General features: G+C 63.0%; 23 protein-coding genes and 1 pseudogene. 14 read left to right on the top strand and 10 right to left on the bottom strand.

Annotation, left to right across the window (positions count from 1 at the left end; all coding sequences use genetic code 11):
- Positions 1-85: 85 nt before the first annotated feature.
- The 3 genes and pseudogenes from ABIB06_RS02605 (at position 86) to ABIB06_RS02615 (ending at position 2207) form a co-directional block, all read left to right on the top strand.
- Entirely contained in the window at positions 86-451 is a 366-nt protein-coding gene (locus ABIB06_RS02605) for a GntR family transcriptional regulator (protein ID WP_502917751.1), read from the top strand.
- Positions 382-558 (top strand): annotated as a pseudogene (locus ABIB06_RS02610) (FMN-binding negative transcriptional regulator); the annotation flags it as partial. The gene ABIB06_RS02605 and the pseudogene ABIB06_RS02610, both read left to right, overlap by 70 nt.
- 509 nt (positions 559-1067) lie before the next feature.
- Positions 1068-2207 carry a hypothetical protein gene (locus ABIB06_RS02615; protein WP_354043788.1) on the top strand — a complete coding sequence of 380 codons (1140 nt, stop codon included), beginning with the start codon at positions 1068-1070 and terminating at the stop codon, positions 2205-2207.
- Between the two features lie 9 nt (positions 2208-2216).
- On the opposite strand, the gene gor is transcribed toward ABIB06_RS02615, so the two are convergent.
- Genes gor through rpiA form a run of 3 tightly spaced genes read right to left on the bottom strand, consistent with a single transcriptional unit; the run spans position 2217 to position 4886 of the window.
- Positions 2217-3605 carry a glutathione-disulfide reductase gene (gor, locus tag ABIB06_RS02620; RefSeq protein WP_354043791.1) on the bottom strand — a complete coding sequence of 463 codons (1389 nt, stop codon included), beginning with the start codon at positions 3603-3605 and terminating at the stop codon, positions 2217-2219.
- Between the two features lie 46 nt (positions 3606-3651).
- Entirely contained in the window at positions 3652-4170 is a 519-nt protein-coding gene (locus ABIB06_RS02625) for a DUF2059 domain-containing protein (RefSeq protein ID WP_354043794.1), read from the bottom strand.
- A gap of 2 nt (positions 4171-4172) precedes the next feature.
- Complete coding sequence (gene rpiA / locus ABIB06_RS02630; RefSeq protein WP_354043797.1) at positions 4173-4886, bottom strand: ribose-5-phosphate isomerase RpiA; 714 nt, start codon at positions 4884-4886, stop codon at positions 4173-4175.
- Between the two features lie 166 nt (positions 4887-5052).
- Between rpiA and ABIB06_RS02635 the strand changes: the two genes are divergently transcribed.
- From ABIB06_RS02635 to ABIB06_RS02655, 5 genes are all read left to right on the top strand, one after another.
- The gene (locus ABIB06_RS02635) at positions 5053-5727 is read left to right on the top strand and encodes an HAD family hydrolase (protein ID WP_354043801.1); all 675 of its coding nucleotides are present in this window, start codon (positions 5053-5055) and stop codon (positions 5725-5727) included.
- 154 nt (positions 5728-5881) lie between these two features.
- Positions 5882-6352, top strand: coding sequence for a hypothetical protein (locus ABIB06_RS02640; RefSeq protein ID WP_354043805.1), 471 nt, complete (start codon positions 5882-5884; stop codon positions 6350-6352).
- Between the two features lie 108 nt (positions 6353-6460).
- Complete coding sequence (moaA, locus tag ABIB06_RS02645) at positions 6461-7495, top strand: GTP 3',8-cyclase MoaA (protein ID WP_354043808.1); 1035 nt, start codon at positions 6461-6463, stop codon at positions 7493-7495.
- Positions 7496-7664: 169 nt separating this feature from the next.
- Positions 7665-8246 (top strand): TRAP transporter small permease subunit, encoded by a 582-nt coding sequence (locus ABIB06_RS02650; RefSeq protein ID WP_354043811.1) that lies wholly within the window; start codon positions 7665-7667, stop codon positions 8244-8246.
- A 28-nt stretch (positions 8247-8274) separates the two neighbouring features.
- Positions 8275-9930 carry a TRAP transporter large permease gene (locus tag ABIB06_RS02655; protein WP_247340841.1) on the top strand — a complete coding sequence of 552 codons (1656 nt, stop codon included), beginning with the start codon at positions 8275-8277 and terminating at the stop codon, positions 9928-9930.
- Positions 9931-10007: 77 nt separating this feature from the next.
- Here ABIB06_RS02655 and ABIB06_RS02660 read toward each other — a convergent pair whose 3' ends face one another.
- The 3 genes from ABIB06_RS02660 to ABIB06_RS02670 form a co-directional block, all read right to left on the bottom strand.
- Positions 10008-11096, bottom strand: coding sequence for a TRAP transporter substrate-binding protein (locus tag ABIB06_RS02660; protein ID WP_247340842.1), 1089 nt, complete (start codon positions 11094-11096; stop codon positions 10008-10010).
- Positions 11097-11341: 245 nt separating this feature from the next.
- Complete coding sequence (locus ABIB06_RS02665) at positions 11342-12652, bottom strand: sensor histidine kinase (RefSeq protein WP_247340985.1); 1311 nt, start codon at positions 12650-12652, stop codon at positions 11342-11344.
- 67 nt (positions 12653-12719) lie between these two features.
- On the bottom strand, positions 12720-13394 hold the full coding sequence (locus ABIB06_RS02670) for a response regulator transcription factor (RefSeq protein WP_247446102.1): 675 nt from the start codon (positions 13392-13394) through the stop codon (positions 12720-12722).
- A 348-nt stretch (positions 13395-13742) separates the two neighbouring features.
- Between ABIB06_RS02670 and ABIB06_RS02675 the strand changes: the two genes are divergently transcribed.
- From ABIB06_RS02675 to ABIB06_RS02690, 4 genes are all read left to right on the top strand, one after another.
- Complete coding sequence (locus ABIB06_RS02675) at positions 13743-14804, top strand: class I SAM-dependent methyltransferase (RefSeq protein ID WP_354043818.1); 1062 nt, start codon at positions 13743-13745, stop codon at positions 14802-14804.
- Between the two features lie 179 nt (positions 14805-14983).
- Positions 14984-15250 (top strand): hypothetical protein, encoded by a 267-nt coding sequence (locus ABIB06_RS02680; RefSeq protein ID WP_247340845.1) that lies wholly within the window; start codon positions 14984-14986, stop codon positions 15248-15250.
- A gap of 137 nt (positions 15251-15387) precedes the next feature.
- On the top strand, positions 15388-16245 hold the full coding sequence (locus tag ABIB06_RS02685; protein WP_354043823.1) for a metal-dependent phosphohydrolase: 858 nt from the start codon (positions 15388-15390) through the stop codon (positions 16243-16245).
- Between the two features lie 249 nt (positions 16246-16494).
- Entirely contained in the window at positions 16495-17529 is a 1035-nt protein-coding gene (locus ABIB06_RS02690) for an alpha/beta fold hydrolase (protein WP_354044571.1), read from the top strand.
- Positions 17530-17728: 199 nt separating this feature from the next.
- On the opposite strand, the gene ABIB06_RS02695 is transcribed toward ABIB06_RS02690, so the two are convergent.
- The 4 genes from ABIB06_RS02695 to ABIB06_RS02710 all read right to left on the bottom strand — a co-directional run bounded on the left by ABIB06_RS02695 (position 17729) and on the right by ABIB06_RS02710 (position 21403).
- Positions 17729-18073: a YunG family protein gene (locus tag ABIB06_RS02695; protein ID WP_354043826.1), complete on the bottom strand. Its 345-nt coding sequence runs from the start codon at positions 18071-18073 to the stop codon at positions 17729-17731.
- A gap of 395 nt (positions 18074-18468) precedes the next feature.
- Complete coding sequence (locus ABIB06_RS02700; RefSeq protein WP_027517246.1) at positions 18469-19560, bottom strand: TRAP transporter substrate-binding protein; 1092 nt, start codon at positions 19558-19560, stop codon at positions 18469-18471.
- A 218-nt stretch (positions 19561-19778) separates the two neighbouring features.
- Positions 19779-20912 carry an Mrp/NBP35 family ATP-binding protein gene (locus tag ABIB06_RS02705; protein WP_354043832.1) on the bottom strand — a complete coding sequence of 378 codons (1134 nt, stop codon included), beginning with the start codon at positions 20910-20912 and terminating at the stop codon, positions 19779-19781.
- A 53-nt stretch (positions 20913-20965) separates the two neighbouring features.
- Complete coding sequence (locus tag ABIB06_RS02710) at positions 20966-21403, bottom strand: VOC family protein (protein WP_354043835.1); 438 nt, start codon at positions 21401-21403, stop codon at positions 20966-20968.
- Positions 21404-21601: 198 nt separating this feature from the next.
- On the opposite strand from ABIB06_RS02710, the gene ABIB06_RS02715 reads away from it, so the two are divergent.
- Positions 21602-22474, top strand: coding sequence for an NAD(P)-dependent oxidoreductase (locus tag ABIB06_RS02715; RefSeq protein WP_354043839.1), 873 nt, complete (start codon positions 21602-21604; stop codon positions 22472-22474).
- 22 nt (positions 22475-22496) lie between these two features.
- Positions 22497-23774, top strand: a complete 1278-nt coding sequence (gene nhaD, locus ABIB06_RS02720) for a sodium:proton antiporter NhaD (RefSeq protein ID WP_354043843.1) — start codon at positions 22497-22499, stop codon at positions 23772-23774.
- Positions 23775-23794: the final 20 nt, after the last annotated feature.

Raw genomic sequence — 23794 nt, forward strand, 5'->3', positions numbered from 1 at the left:
TTCCGACATCGTCCGCTCGGGCGAATGCCGGCTTGGAATGTGGATGATCCAGATGAAGACCAATCCCGCTCCCCGGGCCGGCCGCATGGGCGCGCGCCAGATCTACGATGCCCTGAGGGATCAGATTTTGGCGCGGGTGTACGGGATCGACGGGTTGCTGCCGTCCTCGCGCGCACTTGCCGGCGAGATGGGTGTGGCCCGCTCGACCGTCACCGTCGCCTACGAACAGCTCGCCGCCGAAGGCTTTATCGAGACACGCCATGGCGCCCGGCCGCGTGTGGCTCGCGCCATCGTCGAGCGAGGACGCACGCGCGTGGCGTCGGGGCCGTCGGCGCGGAAGGTGCGGCTGTCGGCCTTCGGCGAGCGGTTGCTTCGGGACCCGCCGCGCAGCTGCGCGGAATCGTCGGCGTGCGCATTCCCGTCGTGCGGTTCGAAGGCAAGCGCAAGATGAGCCAGAACCGTCCCGAGGCCGACCGTGTCGGCGTCGCGCAAGGACTTGCGGCGAGCGAGAACGCGCTTGATCGGGAGGTTGCGCCCCTCATTCCGGTGCCGATGTGAGCGAAGTTCGGCGCGCCGAGGCGCGCTTGAATAGTTGCAGGGCGGCGTCGATTCGATCCGCATGTAGCAGACCGGAGCCATCCTGGCGTCAGGCTGCCGTGGACATGGCGAAGTGGGCCGACAGTCCGTACGGCAAGCCCGAGCGGGCTGTCCGTCGGTCGTTCGAGTGAATGGCTTCAGACACCCGGCCGCTGGTACTTGCTGATCGGCGCAGCTGCACGTCCGCGCAGGACGTGCCGACAAATTAGACAAGACGCGCCTCGTCACTGGATCTGCAGGCTTGGCGAAGAGGGCCATGCAGGCCCGTGAAGCGGGTCATCTAACATCAGGTGCGACCTCGATTTTTCTTCGCGTGGCGGCGAGCCGAAGAGCCCGCGTGCCGCGCGGCACCTCGACTGGCCCAAATTTCGCAAGGCAGCATCAGGCCTGATTCCCTGCTCTCCCACGATTGGAGCGGCAAGATGCGTGCGCCGAGAGACCGGGTGAGCGGCCCAGAATCGGAGAATGCCATGAACGTGCATGCCGCCGGCGATCTCAAATTCACCGGCCTGACCCGCCCGGACGGCGCGCCCGTTCGCCTTAACGCTCAGGATTTCGTGGCGATCGATCGCGACCGGAATGCGAAGTTCGAAGCGACGTACCGGCCGCAAGCGCTCTACAATCGCGCCAACGAAGGCTTTCACGCCAACAACGAAACCTTCCTGCTGCACGAAGTCGCGACCAATCTGCCGATCTACCGTCCGGACACCGGCCCTACCGATTTCCACCTGCATCTTCCGCCGGGCGGCTTTCAGCTCGTGCTGGTCACCTCCGGCGCGTTCACCTTCGACTATGACGGGCGCTTCTACAATGTCGGCCCTGGCGCTGTGATGTTGCAGAGCGCGATCGTGCACCGCCAGCTGTTCTACACCTGGTCGGGACTGTCGACCGAAGAGAACCTGAAGACGCCGCAGACGGTGGTGCCGGATCCGATTTCCATGGGCTATTCGGGCAAATTCCTCGAAGCCTTCGTGACCGATCCCACCACCTTTCCAAACCCGAGCATCGTCGGCCCGGACCAGATCAACGAGGCCGAGACGCCGCGTGTGGCCTGGAGCCACTCACTGCATGATCGCCCGGCCGATGCAGGCTTCTGGCTTCAGGATCCCCTGGCGCTGGATGCGCTGTTCAAGCCGCTCACCGACAGCCCTGTCAAATCGGCGATGCCGGTCTATGTGCGCGACATCGGGATCGAGGCCCCGAGCGGCCATCTCGTCAGCGGCCACATCATCGCGACTGACCCGCGCGGCCAGTCACTCCTGCCGAAGAGCACATCGGCTGCAGCCGATGGTAGCTGTTTCGCCAAGGGCGAGGTTGCGATCTATCGCGTCATTCGCGGCACGGCTGAATTCAAGAGCAAGGCTGGCGAGACCTTTGAGCTCGCGGCTGGCGATGTGGTGACCGCCGGCAACAACGCGATCAGCCTCACAGGCATCGGTGACAACACGCAAGTTCTCCGGCTCGGCCTTCTCAAGGGCATGAACGACCTTCGCAGCTGGACGCCGACGCAGCGCGACGAGATCGACGGCCTCGCCGGCCAGATCATCACGCAGAAGGACATCCGTCCCCTGCGCACCGAAGGCAAGCCGGTCGGGTATCTGTACGGCTGAGCGCCGGGGTTACTCCGCCGCCTGGCGCACATGCCGCGCGGTCGGGGTGCGCATCGTGACGAGCTCTTCGGCCGCAGTCGGATGCAGCGCAATCGTCGCGTCGAAATCGGCCTTGGTCGCCTTCATCTTCACCGCAATCGCGACTGCCTGCGTGATCTCGGCCGCGGCATCACCGACGATGTGACAGCCGAGCACGCGATCGGAGGCCCCGTCGACGACGAGCTTCATCAGCACGCGGGTATCGCGGCCCGACATCGTCGCCTTGATGGGGCGGAACGTCGTCTTGTAAATGTCAACATGGCCAAATTGCGCCCGCGCCTCGGTCTCGGTGAGGCCGACGGTGCCGACCTCCGGCTGCGAGAACACGGCGGTCGGGATGGTGGCGTGATCGACCTGCACCTCGCGCCTGCCGAACACGGTATCGGCGAACGCATGGCCCTCGCGGATCGCGACCGGCGTCAGGTTGAAGCGGTGGGTGACGTCGCCGATCGCATAGATGCTGTCGACCGAGCTCCTCGAGAAATGATCGACCGCGATGCCGCCATTCCTGGGATTGATGGCGACGCCGGCCTTCTCCAGGCCGAGATTGGCCACCGCCGGATGGCGGCCGATCGCGAACATCACCTGGTCGGAGGCAAGGCTCGATCCGTTCGACAGATGCGTGGTGAACTCCTCGCCGTGCCGATCGACCTTCGCTACCGTGCAGCCGGTGAGGATGGTGATGCCCTGCTTCTCCATCTCGGCGCGGACGTGTGTGCGAACATCCTCGTCAAAGCCGCGAAGGATGTTGTCGCCGCGATAGATCACGGTGACGTCGGAGCCGAAGCCGGCGAAGATGCCGGCGAATTCCAGCGCGATGTAGCCGCCGCCCTGGATCACGATCCGCTTCGGCAGCTTGGTCAGGTGGAAAGCTTCATTGGAGGAGATCACGTGCTCGATGCCCGGGATCGAGGCGCCGTGATTGGGCGCGCCGCCAGTGGCGATCAAAATGTATTTTGCCGTGATCTTCTTGTCGTTTTCGAGCAGGCGGACGGTGTGCTTGTCCTCGATCACCGCACGGCTCTTCACGACCTGCGCACCCGCCTTCTCGACGTTGGCAGTGTAGATCGCCTCGAGCCGGGCGATCTCCCTGTCCTTGTTGGCGATCAGTGTCGGCCAGTCGAAGCTGGCAGGCGGAACGGTCCAGCCGAATCCCGCGGCATCCTCGATTTCATGACGGAAATGCGAGCCGATCACGAACAGCTTCTTCGGCACGCAGCCGCGGATCACGCAGGTCCCGCCCATGCGGTACTCTTCCGCGATCATCACACGGGCGCCGTAGCCGGCCACGATGCGGGCGGCACGCACGCCGCCCGAACCGCCACCGATGACAAAGAGGTCGACGTCGAATTCAGCCATTGTCCACTCCGACCTCTTTCAGCAACTCCTGATCAGATAGTATCTGTCAGATCTCCTTGCCACGCTTGCGCATCTCGGCGCGGAAGTTGCCCATCACGGTCTCGGAGAAATTTTGAGCCCAGGAGTTCATGAAGGCCATGCTCAGCCCGATTGCGCGCGGCTCGGCCTCGATCAGCTTCTTGCCCAGCGGCGACTTGTAGAAGGTGACGAGATCCTTCAGCTCCTGCTCGGTGAACTCGCTGGCATAGACCTGCGCCATGCCGTCGCCGATTTCGCTCTCGCGGCCCTTGAGCTGCTGGGCGACGACCTGTGCGATCTCGTTGAGGTCCTTCTGGTAGTTGAGGTTCTGCTGGATCAGCGTGATCTTGGTCTTCTCGACCATGCCGGGCACCGCGTTGGCGTACATCGCGCCGGCGTTCTTGATCGCCAGGATCTCCTTGGCGGCCGCGATGGCGCTCGGCGAGGATTTCGGCGGGGCCGCCTGCTGGGCGAGCGCCGGGGCGGCCGAGAGGGCCAGTCCCACAGCGAGAGTCGCGACCGGCAAGAACTTCAAAACGCTCTTCATTCCTAGTCTCCTTTCGGCTTTCGCCGTTCAACCACGCGGATTCCCTCGCCACCCGCCAAAACAGCCGAGCTGGCCAAGCCGATAAACAACCCATGCTCGACCACGCCGGGGATCGCGCTCAACGCCTTGGCGAGGCGGGGCGGATCCACGATCTGTCCGAGCTGGGCATCGACGATCCAGTGGCCGCCATCGGTGACGAAAACGTGGCCGTCCTTGCCTTTGCGGACCGCCATTTGCCCGGAAACGCCGCATTCCGCAAATGCCTTCTCGATCGCGCGCCGCGTTGCGCCGAGCCCGAACGGGATGACCTCGACCGGCAGCGGAAAGCGGCCGAGCGTCGGCACCCATTTGGTGTCGTCGGCAATCACGATCATGCGATCGGAGGCGGCCGCCACGATCTTCTCGCGCAAAAGCGCGCCGCCACCGCCCTTGATCAGGTTGAGCGCGGGATCGATCTCGTCGGCGCCGTCGACGGTGATGTCGAGATGGTCGATCGCGTCCAGCGTGGTCAGCGGCACACCGCAGCGCTCGGCATCGAGCCGCGTCGTCTCGGAGGTCGGCACGCCGATCACTTTCAGCCCGGCGCGGACCCGCTCGCCGAGCAGCTCGACGAAATGTTTGGCGGTCGAGCCGGTGCCGAGCCCGAGCTGCATGCCGTCACGGACATCCCCGAGGGCGCGCGCCGCAGCCTGCCGCTTCAACTGGTCCATGTTCACGATGTGCCCGCCTCTGGATAGGGAGTGTGCCGCCGATAAAGCCCGCTTGCGGCGGCCTATGTAGCCCCGTTTCCCCTCGGAGAACAGGGTCTGGGAACAGCTCTATAAGCTGATCTTATGGCGCCGCCCCTTGCGCCTATACGGCCAGGCCGGTAGCGCTGGGATCATGACCTCTCCTCACACCATCGTCTTCGATCTCGACGGCACGCTTGTGGATACGGCGCCCGACCTGATCACCGCGCTCAATTACGTGCTCGACCGCGAAGGGCTGCCGCCCGTGCCGATGGCCTCGGCCCGCAACATGATCGGCGCCGGCGCCCGCAAGCTGATCGAGCGGGGGCTGGAGGCCGAGGGCCGCAACGTCACGCCCGCCGATATGGACCGGCTGACGGCCGATTTCATTGTCTATTACGCCGACCATATCGCCGTCGAATCCCGGCCCTTCGAGGGGCTGGAAGCCGCGCTCGACCATTTTGCGGCCCAGGGCCATCGCCTCGCGGTCTGCACCAACAAGCTGGAATGGCTGTCGAAGCGGCTGCTGGACCAGCTGGACCTGAGCCGGCGCTTCGCGGCGATCTGCGGCGCCGACACTTTTGGCGTCCAGAAACCCGATCCGGCCATTTTTCGCGAAACGGTGGCGCGGGCCGGCGGCGAGGTCAAAGCCAGCATCATGGTCGGCGATGCCGGACCCGATGTCGGCGTGGCCCGGCGCGCTGGAGTTCCCGTGATCGGGGTCAGCTTCGGCTATACGGACGTGCCGATCGCCGAGCTCAAGCCGGACCGGCTGATCCATCACATGCGCGACCTGCCGGCGGCAGCCCACAGCCTGATGACGGCGTAAGAACACATCAAGCCACTGAAATCACGTCGTTATTTCTCTGTACCTGCGTTAACCATCTATTAATTATGCGCGGCCCGCCGGTTGCTTGCCTGGAACGACGCTTCTAGGTTTATCTGGGGATGTGGCGGTTCGTCGCAGCACAAAGTGGATGGTCATGCGTCGTGTCATCGCAATTGCGTTAACTGGGGCAAGCCTCCTCGGGGCAACAAGCCTCGCCGGCTGCTCCTCGATGTCCTGGGACGTGTTCAAATCGGCCCCGCCAACGGTCCAGGTCCGGCTCGAATCCAATCCCCCGGGTGCTGACGCCACAACCTCGCTCGGTCCGGGCTGCAAAACCCCCTGCTCCGTCTCGGTTCCGGCCGCCGACGCCTCCTTCATGGTGGCTTTCGCCCTGCCAAAATATCAGCCGGCGAGCGTGCCGGTGAACGTCATCAAGAATCCCGGCGATTTCACCACACCCGCCTCGGTCACGACCGACCCGAGCCCGGTTTTCGCTGAACTCCAGCCGGCCACCCCGCCAAAACCGGTCCGCAAGCCGCACCGGCCCAAGAAGCCGAAACCGGCGGCTTCCGCCGCACCGGCCGCAGGTTCGCCGTTCCCCGATCCGAATGCCGGCAAGCGCTGACCTCCGTTATCCCCCCAATTGTCTCTGACGCCCCTGATGCTTAGATTGCTTCCAGAGCACCGCTGACGCAAAGCTGCCCGCGTTGCCGTAAGGGACAAGGCATTTGGTATGAACGGACTTTCCGCGAGCCCCCGCGCCGCGCTGTCGAGCGCGATGACCGATCCGTTCGGACGGACCATCTCGTATTTGCGCGTCTCCGTCACCGACCGCTGCGACCTGCGCTGCTTCTACTGCATGTCGGAAGACATGACGTTCCTGCCCAAGGCGGATCTGCTGACGTTGGAAGAGCTCGACCGGCTCTGCTCGGCCTTCATTGCCAAAGGCGTGAAGAAGCTGCGGCTCACCGGCGGCGAGCCGCTGGTCCGCCGCAACGTGATGACGCTGGTGCGTTCGCTGTCGCGGCATCTCGAGAGCGGCGCGTTGGGCGAGCTGACGCTGACCACCAACGGCACCCAGCTTGCGAAACATGCCAGCGAGCTCGCCGATTGCGGCGTCCGCCGCATCAACGTCTCGCTCGACACGCTCGACCCGCAAAAGTTTCGCGAGATCACCCGCTGGGGCGAGATCGACAAGGTGCTGGAAGGCATCGAGGCCGCACGGGCCGCGGGGCTTGCCGTGAAGATCAACGCAGTGGCGCTGAAGAACCTCAACGAAGACGAACTTCCCGACCTGATGCGCTGGGCCCACGGCAAGGGCATGGGGCTGACGCTGATCGAGGTCATGCCGATGGGCGAGATCGGATCGGGACGAATCGACCAGTATCTGCCGCTGTCGCTGGTGCGCGCGCGCCTCGCCCAGCAATTCACGCTGACGGATCTGGCCGAGAGCACCGGCGGGCCGGCGCGCTATGTCAGCGTCGCCGAGACCGGCGGCAAGCTCGGCTTCATCACGCCTATGACCCATAATTTCTGCGAATCCTGCAACCGGGTGCGCGTCACCTGCACGGGAACGTTGCACACCTGTCTCGGCCACGAGGATGCCTCCGACTTACGCAAACCTCTGCGTGCATCGGATGACGATGTGCTGCTTGCGGACGCGATCGACCGCGCCATCGGGCTCAAGCCCAAGGGCCACGACTTCATCATCGACCGCCGCCACGACCGCCCCAGTGTCTCGCGGCACATGAGTGTCACCGGCGGCTAGCATCGGCTGGCCGGCCGCGACTTATTCCCCTTAACTATCAACAAACTTCCGATTGACTGACGGCACGCTCACTGGTTTGGTGCGGCTGCCTCATGCCTGCGCGGAGAGACAAGCCAACGCGCCACTCGGCGCAGTCAAGACGGCCGGGGCAAATCGGGGAGGACCAATCTTGCAAGCGCTCCTGAAGCTGAGCAATGGAATTGACGCGTTCACACGTTGGACGGGCAAGCGCCTGGCGTGGCTGATCCTGGTTGCCGTCGTCATCTCGGCGCTGAATGCGATTATTCGAAAGACGTTGGACACGTCCTCCAACTCGTGGCTCGAGCTGCAATGGGTGCTTTTCAGCATCGTGTTCCTGCTGTGCTCGTCCTGGACGCTGCTCGATAACGAGCACATCCGGATCGACATCTTCAACAGCATGATGCCGAAGCGGGTTCGCAACGTCATCGACGTGATCGGGCACCTCTTCTTCCTGATACCGCTGACCGTCGTCATGATCGTAACCGGCGTACCGTTCTTCCTGCGTTCGTTCCAGATCAACGAGCAATCCGGCAATGCGGGCGGCCTGCCGCAATGGCCGGCCAAGTCACTCGTCATGATCGGCTTCACGCTCCTGCTTGTTCAAGGCATCTCCGAACTGATCAAGCGGATCGCCATCATGCGCGGCATGATTCCGGATCCCCACGAGTCGCAGATTTCGGCGCTGGAGGCCGAAGTCGAGCACCTCGTTGAAGCGATCGAACAGAAGTGATCGCCAAGCGGCATCGTAGGGGGATTCAATGACCGCGTTTCTCATCGCCAATATGGCGCCAATCATGTTCGCCACGCTGGTGATCGTGCTGCTGCTCGGCTACCCGGCGGCATTTTCGCTCGGCGCCGTCGGCCTCTTCTTCGCTGTGATCGGCATTCAGCTCGGCGAATTCCATCCGGATTTCCTGCAGGCGCTGCCCGAGCGCGTCTACGGCGTGATGAACAACGACACGCTGCTCGCCATTCCCTTCTTCACCTTCATGGGGCTGGTACTCGAGCGCTCCGGCATGGCCGAGGATCTGCTCGACACTATCGGCCAGTTGTTCGGCACAATCCGGGGCGGCCTCGCCTACGCGGTGGTGTTCGTCGGCGCCCTGCTTGCGGCGACGACCGGCGTCGTGGCGGCTTCGGTGATCTCGATGGGCCTGATCTCACTGCCAATCATGCTGCGCTACGGCTATGACCGCCGCGTGGCGACCGGCATCATTGCGGCCTCCGGTACGCTGGCGCAGATCATTCCACCCTCGCTCGTCCTGATCGTGATGGCGGACCAGCTCGGCAAGTCGGTCGGCGACATGTACGAGGGCGCGTTCATTCCGGGCCTGGTGCTCGCAGGCCTCTACGCGGGGTACGCTTTTCTCGTCACCCTGATCTTTCCGAAAGCGGCGCCGGGCCTTCCCAAGGAGGCGATCGGCTTCCGCGAGGAAAGCGGCGACCGCGGCCTGAAGTCGCTTGGCGTGCTGTTCCTCGCGAGCTGCGTGTTCGGCTGGTTCATGATGCGGAATTCGGAGACCCACGGCGCCGACTTCGTCGTGCTCAGCATGTTCTTCGGCATCCTCTTCGCGTTCGCCGTCGCCGTCGCGAACTGGGCCATCGACAAGCTCACGGGCTTCCGTTTCCTCTCGAAGATGGCGCAACAAACCACCTTCGTCATGGTGCCGCCGCTGTTCCTGATCTTCCTGGTGCTGGGCACGATCTTCATCGGTGTCGCGACGCCCACCGAAGGCGGTGCGATGGGCGCAGCCGGCGCCCTCATTCTCGGTGCCATGAAACGTCGGCTGACCTGGGACCTCGTTCGTCAGGCGGTCGAATCGACGGCAAAGCTCTCCGCCTTCGTCGTCTTCATCCTGGTCGGGGCACGCGTATTCTCGCTCACCTTCTACGGCGTCAGTGGCCACGTCTGGGTCGAGCACCTGCTGACCTCCCTGCCCGGCGGCCAGGTCGGCTTCCTGATCTTCGTCAACGCGTTCGTGTTCGTGCTGGCGTTCTTCCTCGATTTCTTCGAACTCGCCTTCATCGTGATCCCGCTGCTCGGGCCCGCGGCGGAGCATCTCGGCATCGACCTGATCTGGTTTGGCGTGATCCTCGGCGTCAACATGCAGACTTCGTTCATGCACCCGCCGTTCGGATTTGCGCTGTTCTATTTGCGCTCGGTCGCGCCAAAGGAACGTTATACCGATCGCGTCACCGGCAAACGCATGGAGCCGGTCACGACGGGACAGATCTATTGGGGCGCGGTGCCGTTCGTCGTCATCCAGCTCATCATGGTGCTGCTGGTGATCATGTTCCCGTCGATGGTGATGCACTACAAGGGCGTGCAGTCCACCGTCGATCCCAACAGCATCAAGATCGAAATTCCGCAGATCGATCTGCCGCCGCTCGACTTCGGCCAGCCGAAGCAATAGCGCCCGGCCCGCCCGCAAAAAAAGAACCCGGAGCTTTCGCTCCGGGTTTTTTCGTTTGGCCGATCGCGGCTCGCAAATCAGCTCTGCGAGTTGCGCGCCATGAAGTTGTCATAGCCGACTTCGGCGACCTGGAACCACTGATATCCGTTGTTCGAGAACGCGGTCAGCGATTCGTAGACCTTCTTGAAGTCCGCGTTGCTGGCCGAGACTTCGGTGTGCAGCTCCTTTGCCGCCTTGAAGCAGGCTTGCATGACCTCCGGCGAGAACGGATGCAGCTTGGCGCCCGCTGCTAGCAGGCGCCGCAACGCCTGTGGATTGGCCTGGTCATACTTCGCCATCATCCAGTTGTTGGCGTAGTGCCCCGCTTGCTCGAGGATGCTCTGATAGTGCTTCGGCAGCGCGTTCCACTTGTCCTGGTTGACGAAGGCCAGAAGCATGGGCCCGCCTTCCCACCAGCCCGGGAAGTAATAATGCGGCGCGACCTTGACGAAGCCGAGCTTCTCGTCGTCATACGGTCCGACCCATTCGGCGGCGTCGATGGTGCCCTTCTCCAGCGCCGGATAGATGTCCCCTCCGGCGATCTGCTGCGGCACCGCGCCGAGTTTGGCCATCACCTTTCCGGCGAAGCCGCCGATGCGGAATTTCAACCCGCTGAAGTCCTGAGGCGTCTTGACCTCCTTGCGGAACCAGCCACCCATCTGACAGCCGGTGTTGCCGGCAAGCAGCGAAACGACGTTGTACTTCTTGTAGAACTCGTTCAGGACGTCCCTGCCGCCGCCCAGCATGTACCAGGCCTGGTTGATGCGCATGTTCGGTCCGAACGGCACGGCCGAGCCGAAGGTGAAGGTCGGGTCCTTGCCGAAATAATAGTAGGACGCGGTGTGGCCGATTTCGCAGGTGCCGTTCTGCACGGCATCGAGCACCTGAAGGCCCGGCACGATCTCGCCGCCGGCAAATGTCTGAATCTGGAATTTGTTGTCGGTCGCTTCCGCGACCATCTTGGCCATCATCTCGGCGCCGCCATAGAGCGTATCGAGTGATTTCGGCCAGCTCGTCGGCATGCGCCATTTGATCTCGGGCATCGATTGCGCGATGGCTGGAGCGGCGAGCGTCGCGGCACCCGCCGCACCAAGCCCGGTTACCTTGATGAAGTCTCTTCTTTTCATGATTTCCTACCCTGATGGATTGTGATGATGGGCCTTCTTGCCGAGGCTTGGAGGCCAGCATGGAACATGTCTCATCCGATTTCCATCCCGACGATGGCGAGGGACACAAATGCCCAGCTCCCACGCCAACCGGTCCTGCGACTTTAGGCTTAGACGATCAGCCGGAGATCGAAGGACGGAGCACGAAGTGATGCAGACCCGTTGGGCGCCTGGTGGCCACACGCCGCGATCGAGACGGCGCAGGTTCAGCCCGCCGCCGGTCCGGCCGCCTGCATCCCCTCCGCCAGCCTGAACCGCAGCGTGAACTCCGCGCCGCCGCCCGGAAGGTTCTCCACCGCGACTGTCGCCGTGTGATCGTCGGCCACGGCGCGCACGATCGAGAGCCCGAGGCCGGCGCCGTCGCTGCGCTGGCGGTCGGCGCGCCAGAAGCGCTGGAAGATCAGTTCGCGGTCGGCGTCCGCGATGCCCGGGCCGCAATCGCGCACCCGCACCGCACCGTCCTCGCTCACCTCGACGTCGACGGACGTGTCTTTTGCCGTGAACTTGATGGCGTTTTCGGCGAGATTGAAGATCGCGCGCTGGAGCATCTCGGAATTGCCATGGACCAGCACCGGCGCCTCGGTGCCCTTGAGGGCGATGTCCTTGTGCTGGGCTAGCGCGAACGGCGCGATCGCACCGACCACCTCGGCGCAGACGGCGCGCAAATCCGCGGACTCGCCGGGATCGAGCACCAGCGTGTCGAGCTCGGCGATCTCCAGCAGCTGGGCGACGATGCGGCTCATGGCTTCGATGTCGGCATGCAGCGCCTGCCGTGCGGCGCCGTCGCCAAGCGTCTCGATGCGCGTCCGCAAGATCGCGAGCGGCGTGCGCAATTGATGCGCGGCATCGGCCGTGAACTGCCGCTGCACGCGAAAGCCATCCTCGAGGCGATCGAGCGCCTGGTTGACGGCGGTGACGAGCGGGATGATCTCGCGCGGGATCTGCTCCGTCGGCAGGCGGATGTCGGTGCGCGCCGGCCCGATATTGCTGGCCTCCTCCGAGGCCTTCCACAGCGGTGCGATGGCGCGGCGGAAGATGATGATGTCGGCGGCGAGCAGGATCAGCAGGATCGGAATGGTGATCCACCCTACCCGCCGGAAGAAGTTCGAGATGATGTCGTCGATGATGACGTCGCGATGCGCAAGGTCCTCGGCGACGCGGATACGCACGATCTTGCCGTCGATGATGCGCGTGACGCCGGCGCCGGAAATCGTCTCGGACAGCGGCGGCGCCTGTGCCGCGGCGCCCGTCTTGCGGCGGGACGAAAACAGCAAACGGCCGTCGGCGTCGCGGATATCATACAGATACCGGCCATAGGCTTCGGAGTAGAGACCGCGCAGGCTGTCCGGCAGATTGAACGTCAGCAAGCCGTCCGGCTGCGCGACGATCCGTTCCCCCAGCACTTCGGCCTGCGCCCGCATGGCTTCGCGGTGCAACTGGTCGACTTCGGAATTGAGCAGCCAGAACATCACCAGCGGCAGGAAGATGGCAACCACCGCGACCGCCACGATGTGCATGAACACGATGCGCCAGATCAGCGATTTGAACGTCGGCGATCTCGCATAGATCCCGGCGACCCCCACGCTATTTCTCCTCGGCCATGAGATAGCCGACGCCGCGGATGGTGTGGATCACGACCTTCGCGCCGTGCTCGGTCAGCTGCTTGCGCAGCCGCGAGACGTAGACCTCGACCGCATTGGAGGCGACCTCGCCGTCGAGCCCGAAGATGTGGTCCTCGACGTTCTTCTTCGGCACCACGCGCCCCTGCCGGCGCAGCAAGATCTCCAGCACCGAGGTCTCGCGCGACGAGATGATCCGCGGCTGGTCGTCGACGAAGATTTGGCGGCTTTCGGTGTCGTAGACGAGATTGGCGAGACGCAGCGAGCGGCCGAGCAACTGGCCCGGGCGGCGCAGGATCGCCTCCAGCCGCGCCACCAGCTCCTCCATCGCGAACGGTTTTGCGAGATAGTCGTCGGCGCCGCTGCGCAGGCCGCTGACGCGGTCCTGCAAGCCGCCGCGCGCGGTCAGCACCAGCACCGGCAGTGGCTCCATCTGCCGGCGCAGCTCGCGCAGCACCGAGAGGCCATCGCCGTCGGGCAGACCGAGGTCGAGGATCATCGCGGCATAGTTGACGCTGCTCACCGCCTCGCGCGCCTCGGCCGCGCTGCCGACGATATCGCTCTCATAGCCGGCCGCCGACAGCCCGCCGGCCACCAGCCGCGACAGTTCGGCATTGTCCTCGACGATCAGAAGGCGCATCGCATTTCCGCCGGATACCCACGTCACCCCACGGCCCTTGCCGCATCTTCGCTCTCTTCCACCATTCCGGCCACCTCGGCCAGCGAAAAAGCACCCGACAGACCGGTCACCTCTTCTGTCAGCTTCGCGTCAGCCAACCAGGCGCGCGCCCCTGCGGCGCCCGTGTCGGTTGTTGGGCGCGAGCAGACATCCCCTGCCCGATCAAGCGTTACCGCTCCTGACCCAAATCTGGCATCGGACTGCACAGGGCTATTCGCTGAAACGTGAACGCGTTCACACTTGCAATCCGCCGGTCGTCCTAGGCTCTTTAACAGACGAGGGGGCTGTTCTCGAAGCGGAGAAGCTGCAATGCGTGAACCAAACCTTGAAAAGTTGAACGCGCTCGTAGGAAAGCTTGTCGGCGACCTCGGCATCTCGCTTGGCGGCGCAAGCATCCTGCTCGGTGATCGCCTCGGGCTCTACAAGGCGATGGCCGATGGTGCCGTGGTCACTCCGTCCGAGCTTGCCAAGAAGGCCGGTCTGCATGAGCGCTATGTGCGCGAATGGCTTTCCGGGCAGGCTGCCTCCGGATACATCGACTACCACCCCGAAAAAAACGCGTTCTCACTCTCGGCAGAGCAAGCCATGGCATTCGCCGAAGAGACCTCGCCGGCTTTCTTTGCCGGCGCATTCGATGTCGTGCAGTCCACCTACCTCGACGAACCCAAAGTCGCCGAAGCGTTTCGAACCGGGAAAGGCGTTGGTTGGCACGAGCATTCGAAGTGTCTTTTCTCTGGCACCGAGCGCTTCTTCAGGCCGGGCTATAACGCCAATCTGGTTTCGAACTGGATTCCGACGCTCGAAGGCGTCGAAGCGAAACTGAAAGCTGGCGCCAGGGTCGCCGACGTCGGATGCGGCCACGGCGCCTCTACGATTGTGATGGCGCAGGCCTACCCCAATTCAGAGTTTTTCGGGTTCGATTACCACAAGCCTTCGATTGAACGCGCGAAGGTCTTGGCGCAAGAAGCAGGAGTTGGAGACCGCATCACGTTCGCGCAGGCCAGTGCCAAGGATTTTCCGGCCAAAGACTATGATCTTGTGGCGTTCTTCGATTGCCTGCATGACATGGGCGATCCCGTGGGTGCAGGCAAGCATGTCAAGGAAACGCTGGCCAAGGATGGGTCGTGGATGATCGTCGAGCCGTTTGCTCATGACAATCTCAAGGACAATCTCAACCCGGTCGGATGCGTCTACTATCACGCCTCGACATTCATTTGTACGCCGGCATCACTGTCTCAGGAAGTGGGCCTGGGGCTCGGCGCACAGGCGGGTGAAAGCAGATTGCGTCAGGTCACGACTGAAGCGGGCTTCAGGCGCTTCCGCCGCGCGACCGAGACGCCGTTCAACATGATCTTCGAAGTGCGTTCTTGACCGATCCGGCCGTTGTCCGGGTCCTGCAAGCCGCCGCGCGATAATGGACAGGTGTCCCTGGCATCGCGGCCACACCCTTGATCCAGGTCAAGCATCACCTATCCTTTGGCCTCACGTTATGTTCAGCCTGAGGCAGCTCCGTCACTCCTTCAGCTCGCAGCAGGAAGAGGAGGATCACGATGCATCCGAACAAGCGTCTTTCGATCAAGTCCGCAACGATTGCAGGGATTGCTGCCAGCGCCCTGTTGGGGATTGCGGGTCTCACTCTCAATTCCGCACCAGCCGGGGCGGTCGTGTACTGCCAGTACGTTGATTATCCGCCTAGTTGCGTTGCGAGGGCCGGCGTCGTGCTCAGGCCACGCCCCGTGGCGCGAGCGGCGGTCCGGGCAGGCACCGCTGGCCCACGCAACATAAATGGCGGGGTCAATCGCGTCGGCATACGGTAGCGGTTCTGGTTTGTGAGTTGCGAGCCCTTGCTGCAATCGCACCCGTACGCACATTTCTGCGGCGGGTCGCGGCGCGCTAGCAACTTCCAGGTTGGCATCGCATTTGTTCATGCCTGACGAACGTGAGGAGCTTGCCGGTGATAACGATTCCAGAACTGACGTCCCAGGCGCTCGGTGCGTTCCTGATCTCGGAGACAAGAGGCCGCTTCGGCTCGTCGCATGCCACCTTGCCGGAATTGCTCCCCTACGCGGCAAAGCTGGCCCTGGAATGTATCGGCAACAGCGATGCATTATACCACAACGTCGAGCACACCTTGTTGGTCACGCTGGTCGGGCACGACATTCTGATCGGCCGCTCTCTCCTGAGGCCAACGACGGCCAGCGATTATGCTCACTTCATCCTCGCGTGTCTGATTCACGACATCGGCTACGTTCGGGGAATAATTCATGGAGACCAAGAGGGAGCCTATGTCGTTGATGGTAGCGGCCGAACAGTCGAATTGCCGATTGGCTCTTCCGATGCAGCGCTTGCACCCTATCACGTGGACCGCTCAAAATTATTCGCCGTGGAGCGTCTCGACGCAGTCGACCAGATCGACGCCGCTCGCGTTGCCCGGGCGATCGAATATACGCGTTTTCCCTATGCGGACGCTCCTACGAGCGAACTCAAGGATGACTTGGACGAGGAGGAAGGTTTGTTGCTGCGCGCCGCTGATCTGATTGGTCAGCTCGGCGATCCGAACTACATGAAGAAATCAAATGCGCTCTTCTATGAATTCGAGGAGATAGGGCTCAACAAATCGCTCGGATACGCCACGCCCGCGGATGTGGTCTACAAATACCCTCAATTCTACTGGACCAAGGTTGCCCCCCAAATCCAGGCCGCCATCCGCTGTTTGAATGTAACCTCGAGCGGAAGGCAATGGATCAGCAGCCTGTATGGAAACGTCCTGCGCGCTGAGCGAGAAGTCAGACTATCTGGTCCACAGCTATAGATCGGCGTTCGCAAACCGTGGTTTTCGGCAAAGAGGCCGACACAGCCTGAGAGGGCACCCTGATCGGCTACTCGTGTCCCCTATTGCACCCGCGAGTTTGCACCACCGTCCGAGGCCGTTCGCCGGGGGCCTCGCGCCGATTTCCGTCTGCTTTTGATCAAGGAACCAACACCCCCGCATCCCCGTTTGCCTCGGCTGCAACATTACTCATTTGCATGAGGCATCGTGCAGACCACCCAAGCAATGCACATGCGGATTGCACGACGAACACGTTCCGGCTCGTTTAGATCGGACTGTCTGACCGCCTTCACGCGACATCCGGGCGCCACCGCGTTTGCTGCCGCAGGTACCCTCATCGTGGCTACCGCAATCGTAAACCGACTGCTCGCGAGCAAAGCGCAACGCGATAACCCTCCGCAGGGACGGTTCATCGACGTCGAGGGAGTTCGCCTGCACTATTTGGAGCGCGGCAGGGGCAAGCCGCTAGTTTTGTTTCACGGCAACGGCAGCATGATCCAGGATTTCCACTCGAGTGGGTTGATTGATCTCGCAACCGAGAACTACAGGGTCATCGTGTTCGATCGCCCGGGTTTTGGGCATAGCTCGCGGCCGAGGGACGTCGTCTGGACTCCGGATGCCCAGGCAGACCTGTTCAAGAAGGCGCTCGATCAGCTGGGCGTCTCTCAAGCAATGGTCCTGGGTCATTCGTGGGGGGCGTCGGTTGCGGTTGCACTGGCGATCAAACATCCTTCGTTCGTGCAGGCTCTCGTGCTGGCCTCGGGATATTATTTCCCAACTCCCCGCTCGGACAGCGCGGCGTCAATGCTGTCCGCCATACCGGTGCTCGGGGACGTCATCAGCTACACGATTTCGCCGCTAGCCGGCCGGATGATGTGGCCCACGATGTTGCGCAAGCTGTTTGGCCCCCGGCCGGTCCCAAAGAAGTTCGCGGGTTTTCCCAGGGAAATGGCGCTCCGCCCGTCACAGATGCGGGCGACGGCGGCTGAAGCGACGATATTGATCTCCGCCGCATTCTCGGGTTCGAAGGCGTATGGAGAACTCAAGATGCCTACGATCATTATCGCAGGCCAGCGCGACCGTTTGATCGATATCAAGCAGTCGGTCAGGCTGCATGGCGAGGTCAAGCAAAGCAAATTGCGCCGGATCGACGGAGTGGGACACATGATTCATCATTCCGCAACTGCTGACGTCATGGCGGCCATCGACGAAGCCGCTGCTGAGGCGGTGTTGATCCATGGAAGGGAAGGTCCGGGCGTACAATAGCCCGAAGAGACTTCCAGCGCCTGACGGGCGCGAGATGGTGGGCGTACTCTTTTCGACGGCCATGCCATTACCTGATTTCTTCACCATGAGATACTTGTCGTTGCAACGCCTCCCACGCGAATTACGCGAGGATCGAGACCGTAGATTTCAAATCCATTGCGCTTGTAAGTTCTGATCGCTTCCCTGGTGGCCCCAAGCTTTACTTCGCACGATGCTCCTGAAAAGCGGCTCTGAGTTCAGCCAATACATCGCTTGTCGCGCCCAATTCCGCATCTGCACGGCTTGCAGGTAAATCCTTGTATGCAATCGGTTGATCGAACTGGCTCGCCGTGAAGTCATACCGCCGGCCTCTGATGCGATTGTAAAAATGTTCGCCGGCCGGCAGAGGCGTCTTCAGCAAGTCGCCGCCGAAGAGCTCGTGAAGGAGCAGCGCGGTGACGTTGCATTGCCCTGCCGCCGGATTGTTCGCCGTCCATTGGCTGGCGGTTGCCAACGACCAGGCCTTGCGCAGCGCGCTTTGAACCTCATCGGGATCGAAGCTCATCGTCACTCCCCAGGGATCGGCGAAAATTTCGGATTATACGATTATGCCTTTCTGCCACTGTTTTGCCCGACGAGTCAAACGGCCTCGCTGAAGCACTCGCTTGGTGCTCCTGGGCACACCCCGCCTTGGCTCACAAAATGCGGACTTGCCCTCGGCCGCACGATGATCGGGCCTGCCTGCCAATTAGCTCCGTCGCATCAAGCTGTTGGCTGCGCTCACAGCGCCTTGTCCTCTCACCCCTCGTCTACTGTGCATGGGGTTGTTTTTCAGATTTTTTATTGGACACCCTTCGTACCGCGGCCTCCGCGGCGCCCATCCCGATCGCGTCGCGCCAAAGAAAAAGCCCGGCCTCGCGAACGAGACCGGGCGTATCGCCTTTCGACTTCTTGCGAAGATCAGCCGCGGGTGCGCGAGCGGATCATGAAGCTGTCGTAGGTGTATTCGGCGACCTGCCACCACAGATATTCGTCGGAGCGGTAGGCCTGCATGGCGTCGATCGACTTCTTGAAGTCGGGATTCTTGGCCGAGATCTCGCCCCACAACTCGTTGGTCGCCTTGAGACAGGCTTCCAGAACCTCGTTGGTGAACGGGCGAAGCTGCGTTCCCCCGGCCACCAGACGCTTCAGGGCGCCGGGGTTCACCATGTCGTAGCGCGCGGCCATCCAGGTGTTGGTGTTGACGGTCGCGTTGGTGAGGATCGCCTGATAGTTCTTCGGCAATTCGTTCCACTTGTCGATGTTGGCGAAGGCGTGAACGGTCGGACCACCTTCCCAGAAACCCGGGTAGTAGTAGTACTTGGCGACCTTGGCGAAGCCGAGCTTCTCGTCATCGTAGGGGCCGACCCATTCGGCCGCGTCGATGGTGCCCTTCTCGAGCGACGGATAGATGTCGCCGCCGGCGAGCTGCTGCGGCACCACGCCGACCTTCTGGAGCACCTGGCCGGCGATGCCGCCGATGCGCATCTTGAGGCCCGAGAGGTCGGCAACGGTCTTGATCTCCTTGCGGAACCAGCCGCCCATCTGGGTGCCGGTGTTGCCGCAGGGGAAGCCCACCACGTTCGACTTCTTGAAGAACTCGTTGGCGAGCTCGTTGCCGCCGCCCTGGTACAACCAGGAATTCTGCTGACGTGCGTTGAGGCCGAAAGGCACCGACGCGAAGATTGCGAAGGTCGGGTCTTTGCCGACGTAATAATACGACACTGTGTGGCACATCTCGACGGTGCCCTTCTGCGTCGCATCCAGCGCCTGCAGACCCGGAACGATTTCACCCGCCTGGAAGACCTGGATCTGAAACTTGTTGTCGGTCATCTCGGCGACGTACTTCGCCATCTGCTCGGCACCGCCATAAATGGTGTCGAGCGACTTCGGGAAGCTCGACGTCAGGCGCCACTTGATCTCGGGCGAGGACTGCGCGATCGCCGGCGAGGCCACCGCGGCGGTCGCCGCCGCGCCGGCTGCCGACACTTTCAGGAAATCACGACGCTTCATCTTCAGTCTCTCCTTGTTGGGGCGTTTCCCCTAACTTCCTCTTTGCTGCCGCACATTCCGGCGACGCGTTTTTGGGCCGCGTCGAACCGAAGGGGCTTGACTGCCGTGGGCCTTTAACACGGAAGCCCCGCTTTCGAAACGCGACATTGGCATGACAGGGCTCTACGAAAGTCGCATGTCCCCAGGGTATTGGTTTGAAGGGATTGGCTTGGATCCGCTCAGGCCGCGGCGATGACGCCCTTGAGCTGGTCCCGGACCTGTCCTGCAACGGCGCGGTAGATCGCCGCATGGGGACCGTCCGGCTCGCTGTCGACCACGGGCGTGCCGGCATCCGAGGTGGCGCGAATCGCCATGTGCAGGGGGATCTCGCCCAGGAACGGTACCCCGAGCTTCTCGGCCTCGTGGCGCGCGCCGCCATGGCCGAAAATATCAGATTTCGTGCCGCAATGCGGGCACTGGAAGTAGCTCATGTTCTCGACGATGCCGAGCACGGGCACGTTGACCTTCTTGAACATCGCAAGTCCCCGCCTTGCGTCGATCAGGGACAGGTCCTGCGGGGTCGAGACGATCACGGCGCCCTTCAAGGGGACGTTCTGCGCCAAGGTGAGCTGGGCATCGCCCGTACCCGGTGGCATGTCGACGACGAGCACGTCGAGCGTGCCCCATGCGACGTCGCGCAGCATCTGCGTCACCGCCGACATCACCATCGGCCCGCGCCAGATCATCGCGGTCTCTTCCTCCACCAGGAAGCCGATCGACATGATGGCGAGGCCGAAACGCCGGAGCGGAATCATCTTGCGCTCGTCGTTCAGCGCTGGCTTGTCGTGCAGGCCGGTCAGCCGCGGCACCGAGGGGCCGTAGATGTCGGCATCAAGCAGCCCGACCTTGAGGCCGAGGTCGCGCAGGCCCAGCGCCATATTGAGCGCAGTGGTGGACTTGCCGACGCCGCCCTTGCCCGAGGCGACCGCGATCACGGCTGCGACGCCCGGAATCTCGGACTGCCGCGCCATCGGCGATTGACCGCCCTGCGGCGGCTTGTGGGCGTGGACCGGCTGCACGCCTGGCGCGCCGCGGCTCGGCGTTGGCGGCGGAGGCGCGGCGCCGGCCTTGCGCTCGGCGGTCAGCGCCACCATGACGGTGGTGACGCCGGGGATGGCGCGGACCGCGGCCTCGGCTTCGGCCCGGACGGATTCCCAGGCCCGCGCCTCGGTGGCATCGACATTGATCGAGAAGAACACCTTGCCGTCGGCGGCGTTGATCGCGCTCAGCACATTGGCATTGGCGAGCGCGACCCCGCGGGGCGACTTGATCCTGGCGAGGCTGTCGAGAACCTGTTGCTGCGTCACGCTCAAAGCGCATCTCCTCGAATTCAAGATGCCCCATTAGAGCGGAAACGCCCAAAAGGCTACTGCCTGCCGATATCGTCAGCCATCTCGGCGGGCGCCGCCCCCAGCTCCAGGGCCGCCTCGTAATTGAGCTCGATCATGACCCCGTTGGGGTCGTGGACGAAGATCTGCCAGAGTTCGCCGCCGGGCACCTGGCGGGAGTCGAACTTCATCCCCTTTGAGGCCAGCCGCTGCTTCATCCCGTCAAATCCGCGGCTGGCGAAGGCGACGTGGTGGACAACGCCGGAATCCGGCTTTTGTGGCTCGGCAGTCGGAGAAATATCGACGAGGTGCACCACCGGCCTGCCCTCGCTGTACATCCAGGCGCCGGGGAAGGCGAAATTCGGCCGGGCGCCATTTTCCAGGCCCAGCACGTCCTCGTAGAAGCGGACGGTCTCGGCCAGATTCCGGGTCCGGATGTTGAAATGATCGAGCACGCCCACGCTTACGCTGCCCATGCTTTCGCTCCCTTTTTTTGAAGTCCTTAGGTCCGCCATCCTAGCACAGGAGGGCATCAAACGAAGCCGTTGCCCTCCGGCCTCAACGGTTTATGGTGCGCGCGATCTGCCGCAATGGCGGAACTTTTGAGGGCGTCGATTGGCGTCCCCTCGCCCGGCAAAAACCGTAAAACCCGAACTACGGACAAGGTACCCCACATGGCTAAAGTCGCTTTCCTCGGTCTCGGCGTCATGGGCTTCCCCATGGCCGGACACCTCGTGAAAAAAGGGGGCCATGAGGTCACCGTCTACAACCGCACCGCGGCCAAGGCGAAGGAATGGACGGACAAGTTTGGCGGCAAGACCGCGGCGACGCCGAAGGCTGCAGCCGAGGGCCAGGATTTCGTGATGTGCTGCGTTGGCAACGACAATGATCTGCGCGCGGTCACGATCGGCGCCGACGGCGCGTTCGCCGGCGTGAAAAAGGGCGCGACCTTCGTCGACCACACCACCGCCTCCGCCGAGGTCGCGCGTGAGCTTGATGCTGCCGCGACCAAGGCCGGCTTCAAGTTCATCGACGCACCCGTGTCCGGCGGCCAGGCCGGCGCCGAGAACGGCGTGCTGACCGTGATGTGCGGCGGCGCCCAGGATGCCTATTCCGGCGCCGAGCCAATCATCACAGGCGCCTATGCGCGAATGTGCAAACTGCTCGGGCCGGCCGGCTCGGGCCAGCTGACCAAAATGGTCAACCAGATTTGCATCGCAGGCCTGGTTCAGGGACTCTCCGAGGGTATCCACTTCGCCAAGAAGAGCGGCCTCGACGTCGCCGCCGTGATCGAGACCATCTCAAAAGGCGCGGCTCAGTCCTGGCAGATGGAGAACCGCTACAAGACCATGAACGACGACAAGTACGATTTCGGCTTCGCGGTCGAATGGATGCGCAAGGACCTCTCGATCTCGCTGGCCGAAGCCCGCCGCAACGGCGCCAATCTGCCGGTCACCGCGCTCGTCGACCAGTTCTACGCCGAGGTCGAGAAGATGGGCGGCAAGCGCTGGGACACGTCGAGCCTGCTCGCGCGCCTTAATCGCTGACACCTGACGAAGTGATCCTGCCTTGCTGATCGCACTCGCCGCAATCTTCGTCCTCGCCTATGCGGCGATCGCGCTCGAGCATCCGATCAGGGTGAACAAGAGCGCGTCTGCGCTGCTCGGCGCGGGCGTGCTCTGGACAATCTACGCGCTCGCGACGGGCGACCACACGCTGGTCAGCCGTCAGCTTGATGAGTCCGTCGCCTCCACCGCGCAGATCGTGTTCTTCCTGATTGGCGCGATGACCATCGTCGAGGTCATCGACGCCCATGACGGTTTCGAGGTCATCACCTCCCGCATCAGCACGACCAGCCAGATCCGTCTGATATGGCTGATTGGCTTCGTGACCTTCTTCCTCAGTGCGATCCTCGACAATCTGACCACCACCATCGTCATGGTCTCGCTGATCCAGCGGCTGATCGCCAAGCGCGACGACCGCCTGCTGTTCGCCTCCCTCATCGTCATCGCCGCGAACGCCGGCGGTGCATGGACCGTGATCGGCGACGTCACCACGACCATGCTGTGGATAGGCGGACAGATCTCGCCGCTGAAGATCATGGGCGCGGTGTTCCTGCCCTCGCTGCTCAACCTGCTGGTGCCGCTCGCATTCATCAGCTTTTCGCTCAAGGGCAAGACCATCGCGCCGCCGCCGAAAGAGGACGGATTGCAGAGCGTCGATCCGCTCGAGCGGAACGTGATGTTCTATCTCGGACTCGGCGTACTGATCGCGGTGCCCGTCTTCAAGACGGTCACGCACCTGCCGCCCTTCATGGGCGTCCTGCTCGGGCTTGGCATCGTGTGGTTGGTCGGCGAGATCGTTCATCGCAACAAGGATGAGCATGTCCGTGGTCCGCTCACGCTTGCGCATGCGCTGACGCGGATCGACATGGGCTCGATCGTGTTTTTCCTCGGGATCTTGCTCGCGGTCGCCAGCCTCGAACATGCCGGCCTGCTCTCCATGCTGGCCAAATGGCTGGACGCCGCGATTGGTCGCCAGGATCTCATCGTCATCGTGCTCGGCCTGCTGAGCGCCGTCATCGACAACGTGCCGCTGGTGGCCGCGACCATGGGCATGTACGACCTCGGCCACTATCCGCCCGACAGCTTCCTCTGGGAGTTCATCGCCTATTGCGCCGGCACCGGCGGTTCGATCCTGATCATCGGCTCGGCCGCAGGCGTCGCCGCCATGGGGCTCGAGCGCATCGAGTTCCTCTGGTATGCCCGCCGCATCGCCGTCCCCGCGCTCGCCGGCTATCTGGCGGGAGCCGTGGTGTACATCGCGCAGCATGCGGTGCTGCAATGAGCTACTCAGGCCGGATCCAA

It is taken from the genome of Bradyrhizobium sp. LB8.2 (genome assembly GCF_040548035.1).
Taxonomy (GTDB): Bacteria; Pseudomonadota; Alphaproteobacteria; order Rhizobiales; family Xanthobacteraceae; genus Bradyrhizobium.

Bases quoted from the DNA above. Each gene is read 5' to 3' on its own strand.
- moaA (WP_354043808.1), top strand. From the start codon at position 6,461: ATGAACGGACTTTCCGCGAGCCCCCGCGCCGCGCTGTCGAGCGCGATG.
- ABIB06_RS02675 (WP_354043818.1), top strand. From the start codon at position 13,743: ATGCGTGAACCAAACCTTGAAAAGTTGAACGCGCTCGTAGGAAAGCTT.
- ABIB06_RS02710 (WP_354043835.1), bottom strand. From the start codon at position 21,403: ATGGGCAGCGTAAGCGTGGGCGTGCTCGATCATTTCAACATCCGGACC.
- ABIB06_RS02690 (WP_354044571.1), top strand. From the start codon at position 16,495: ATGCGGATTGCACGACGAACACGTTCCGGCTCGTTTAGATCGGACTGT.
- ABIB06_RS02640 (WP_354043805.1), top strand. From the start codon at position 5,882: ATGCGTCGTGTCATCGCAATTGCGTTAACTGGGGCAAGCCTCCTCGGG.
- ABIB06_RS02605 (WP_502917751.1), top strand. From the start codon at position 86: ATGGGCGCGCGCCAGATCTACGATGCCCTGAGGGATCAGATTTTGGCG.
- ABIB06_RS02625 (WP_354043794.1), bottom strand. From the start codon at position 4,170: ATGAAGAGCGTTTTGAAGTTCTTGCCGGTCGCGACTCTCGCTGTGGGA.
- ABIB06_RS02695 (WP_354043826.1), bottom strand. From the start codon at position 18,073: ATGAGCTTCGATCCCGATGAGGTTCAAAGCGCGCTGCGCAAGGCCTGG.
- ABIB06_RS02615 (WP_354043788.1), top strand. From the start codon at position 1,068: ATGAACGTGCATGCCGCCGGCGATCTCAAATTCACCGGCCTGACCCGC.
- ABIB06_RS02715 (WP_354043839.1), top strand. From the start codon at position 21,602: ATGGCTAAAGTCGCTTTCCTCGGTCTCGGCGTCATGGGCTTCCCCATG.
- ABIB06_RS02680 (WP_247340845.1), top strand. From the start codon at position 14,984: ATGCATCCGAACAAGCGTCTTTCGATCAAGTCCGCAACGATTGCAGGG.
- ABIB06_RS02635 (WP_354043801.1), top strand. From the start codon at position 5,053: ATGACCTCTCCTCACACCATCGTCTTCGATCTCGACGGCACGCTTGTG.
- ABIB06_RS02665 (WP_247340985.1), bottom strand. From the start codon at position 12,652: ATGCACATCGTGGCGGTCGCGGTGGTTGCCATCTTCCTGCCGCTGGTG.
- ABIB06_RS02660 (WP_247340842.1), bottom strand. From the start codon at position 11,096: ATGAAAAGAAGAGACTTCATCAAGGTAACCGGGCTTGGTGCGGCGGGT.
- ABIB06_RS02655 (WP_247340841.1), top strand. From the start codon at position 8,275: ATGACCGCGTTTCTCATCGCCAATATGGCGCCAATCATGTTCGCCACG.
- gor (WP_354043791.1), bottom strand. From the start codon at position 3,605: ATGGCTGAATTCGACGTCGACCTCTTTGTCATCGGTGGCGGTTCGGGC.
- ABIB06_RS02670 (WP_247446102.1), bottom strand. From the start codon at position 13,394: ATGCGCCTTCTGATCGTCGAGGACAATGCCGAACTGTCGCGGCTGGTG.
- ABIB06_RS02700 (WP_027517246.1), bottom strand. From the start codon at position 19,560: ATGAAGCGTCGTGATTTCCTGAAAGTGTCGGCAGCCGGCGCGGCGGCG.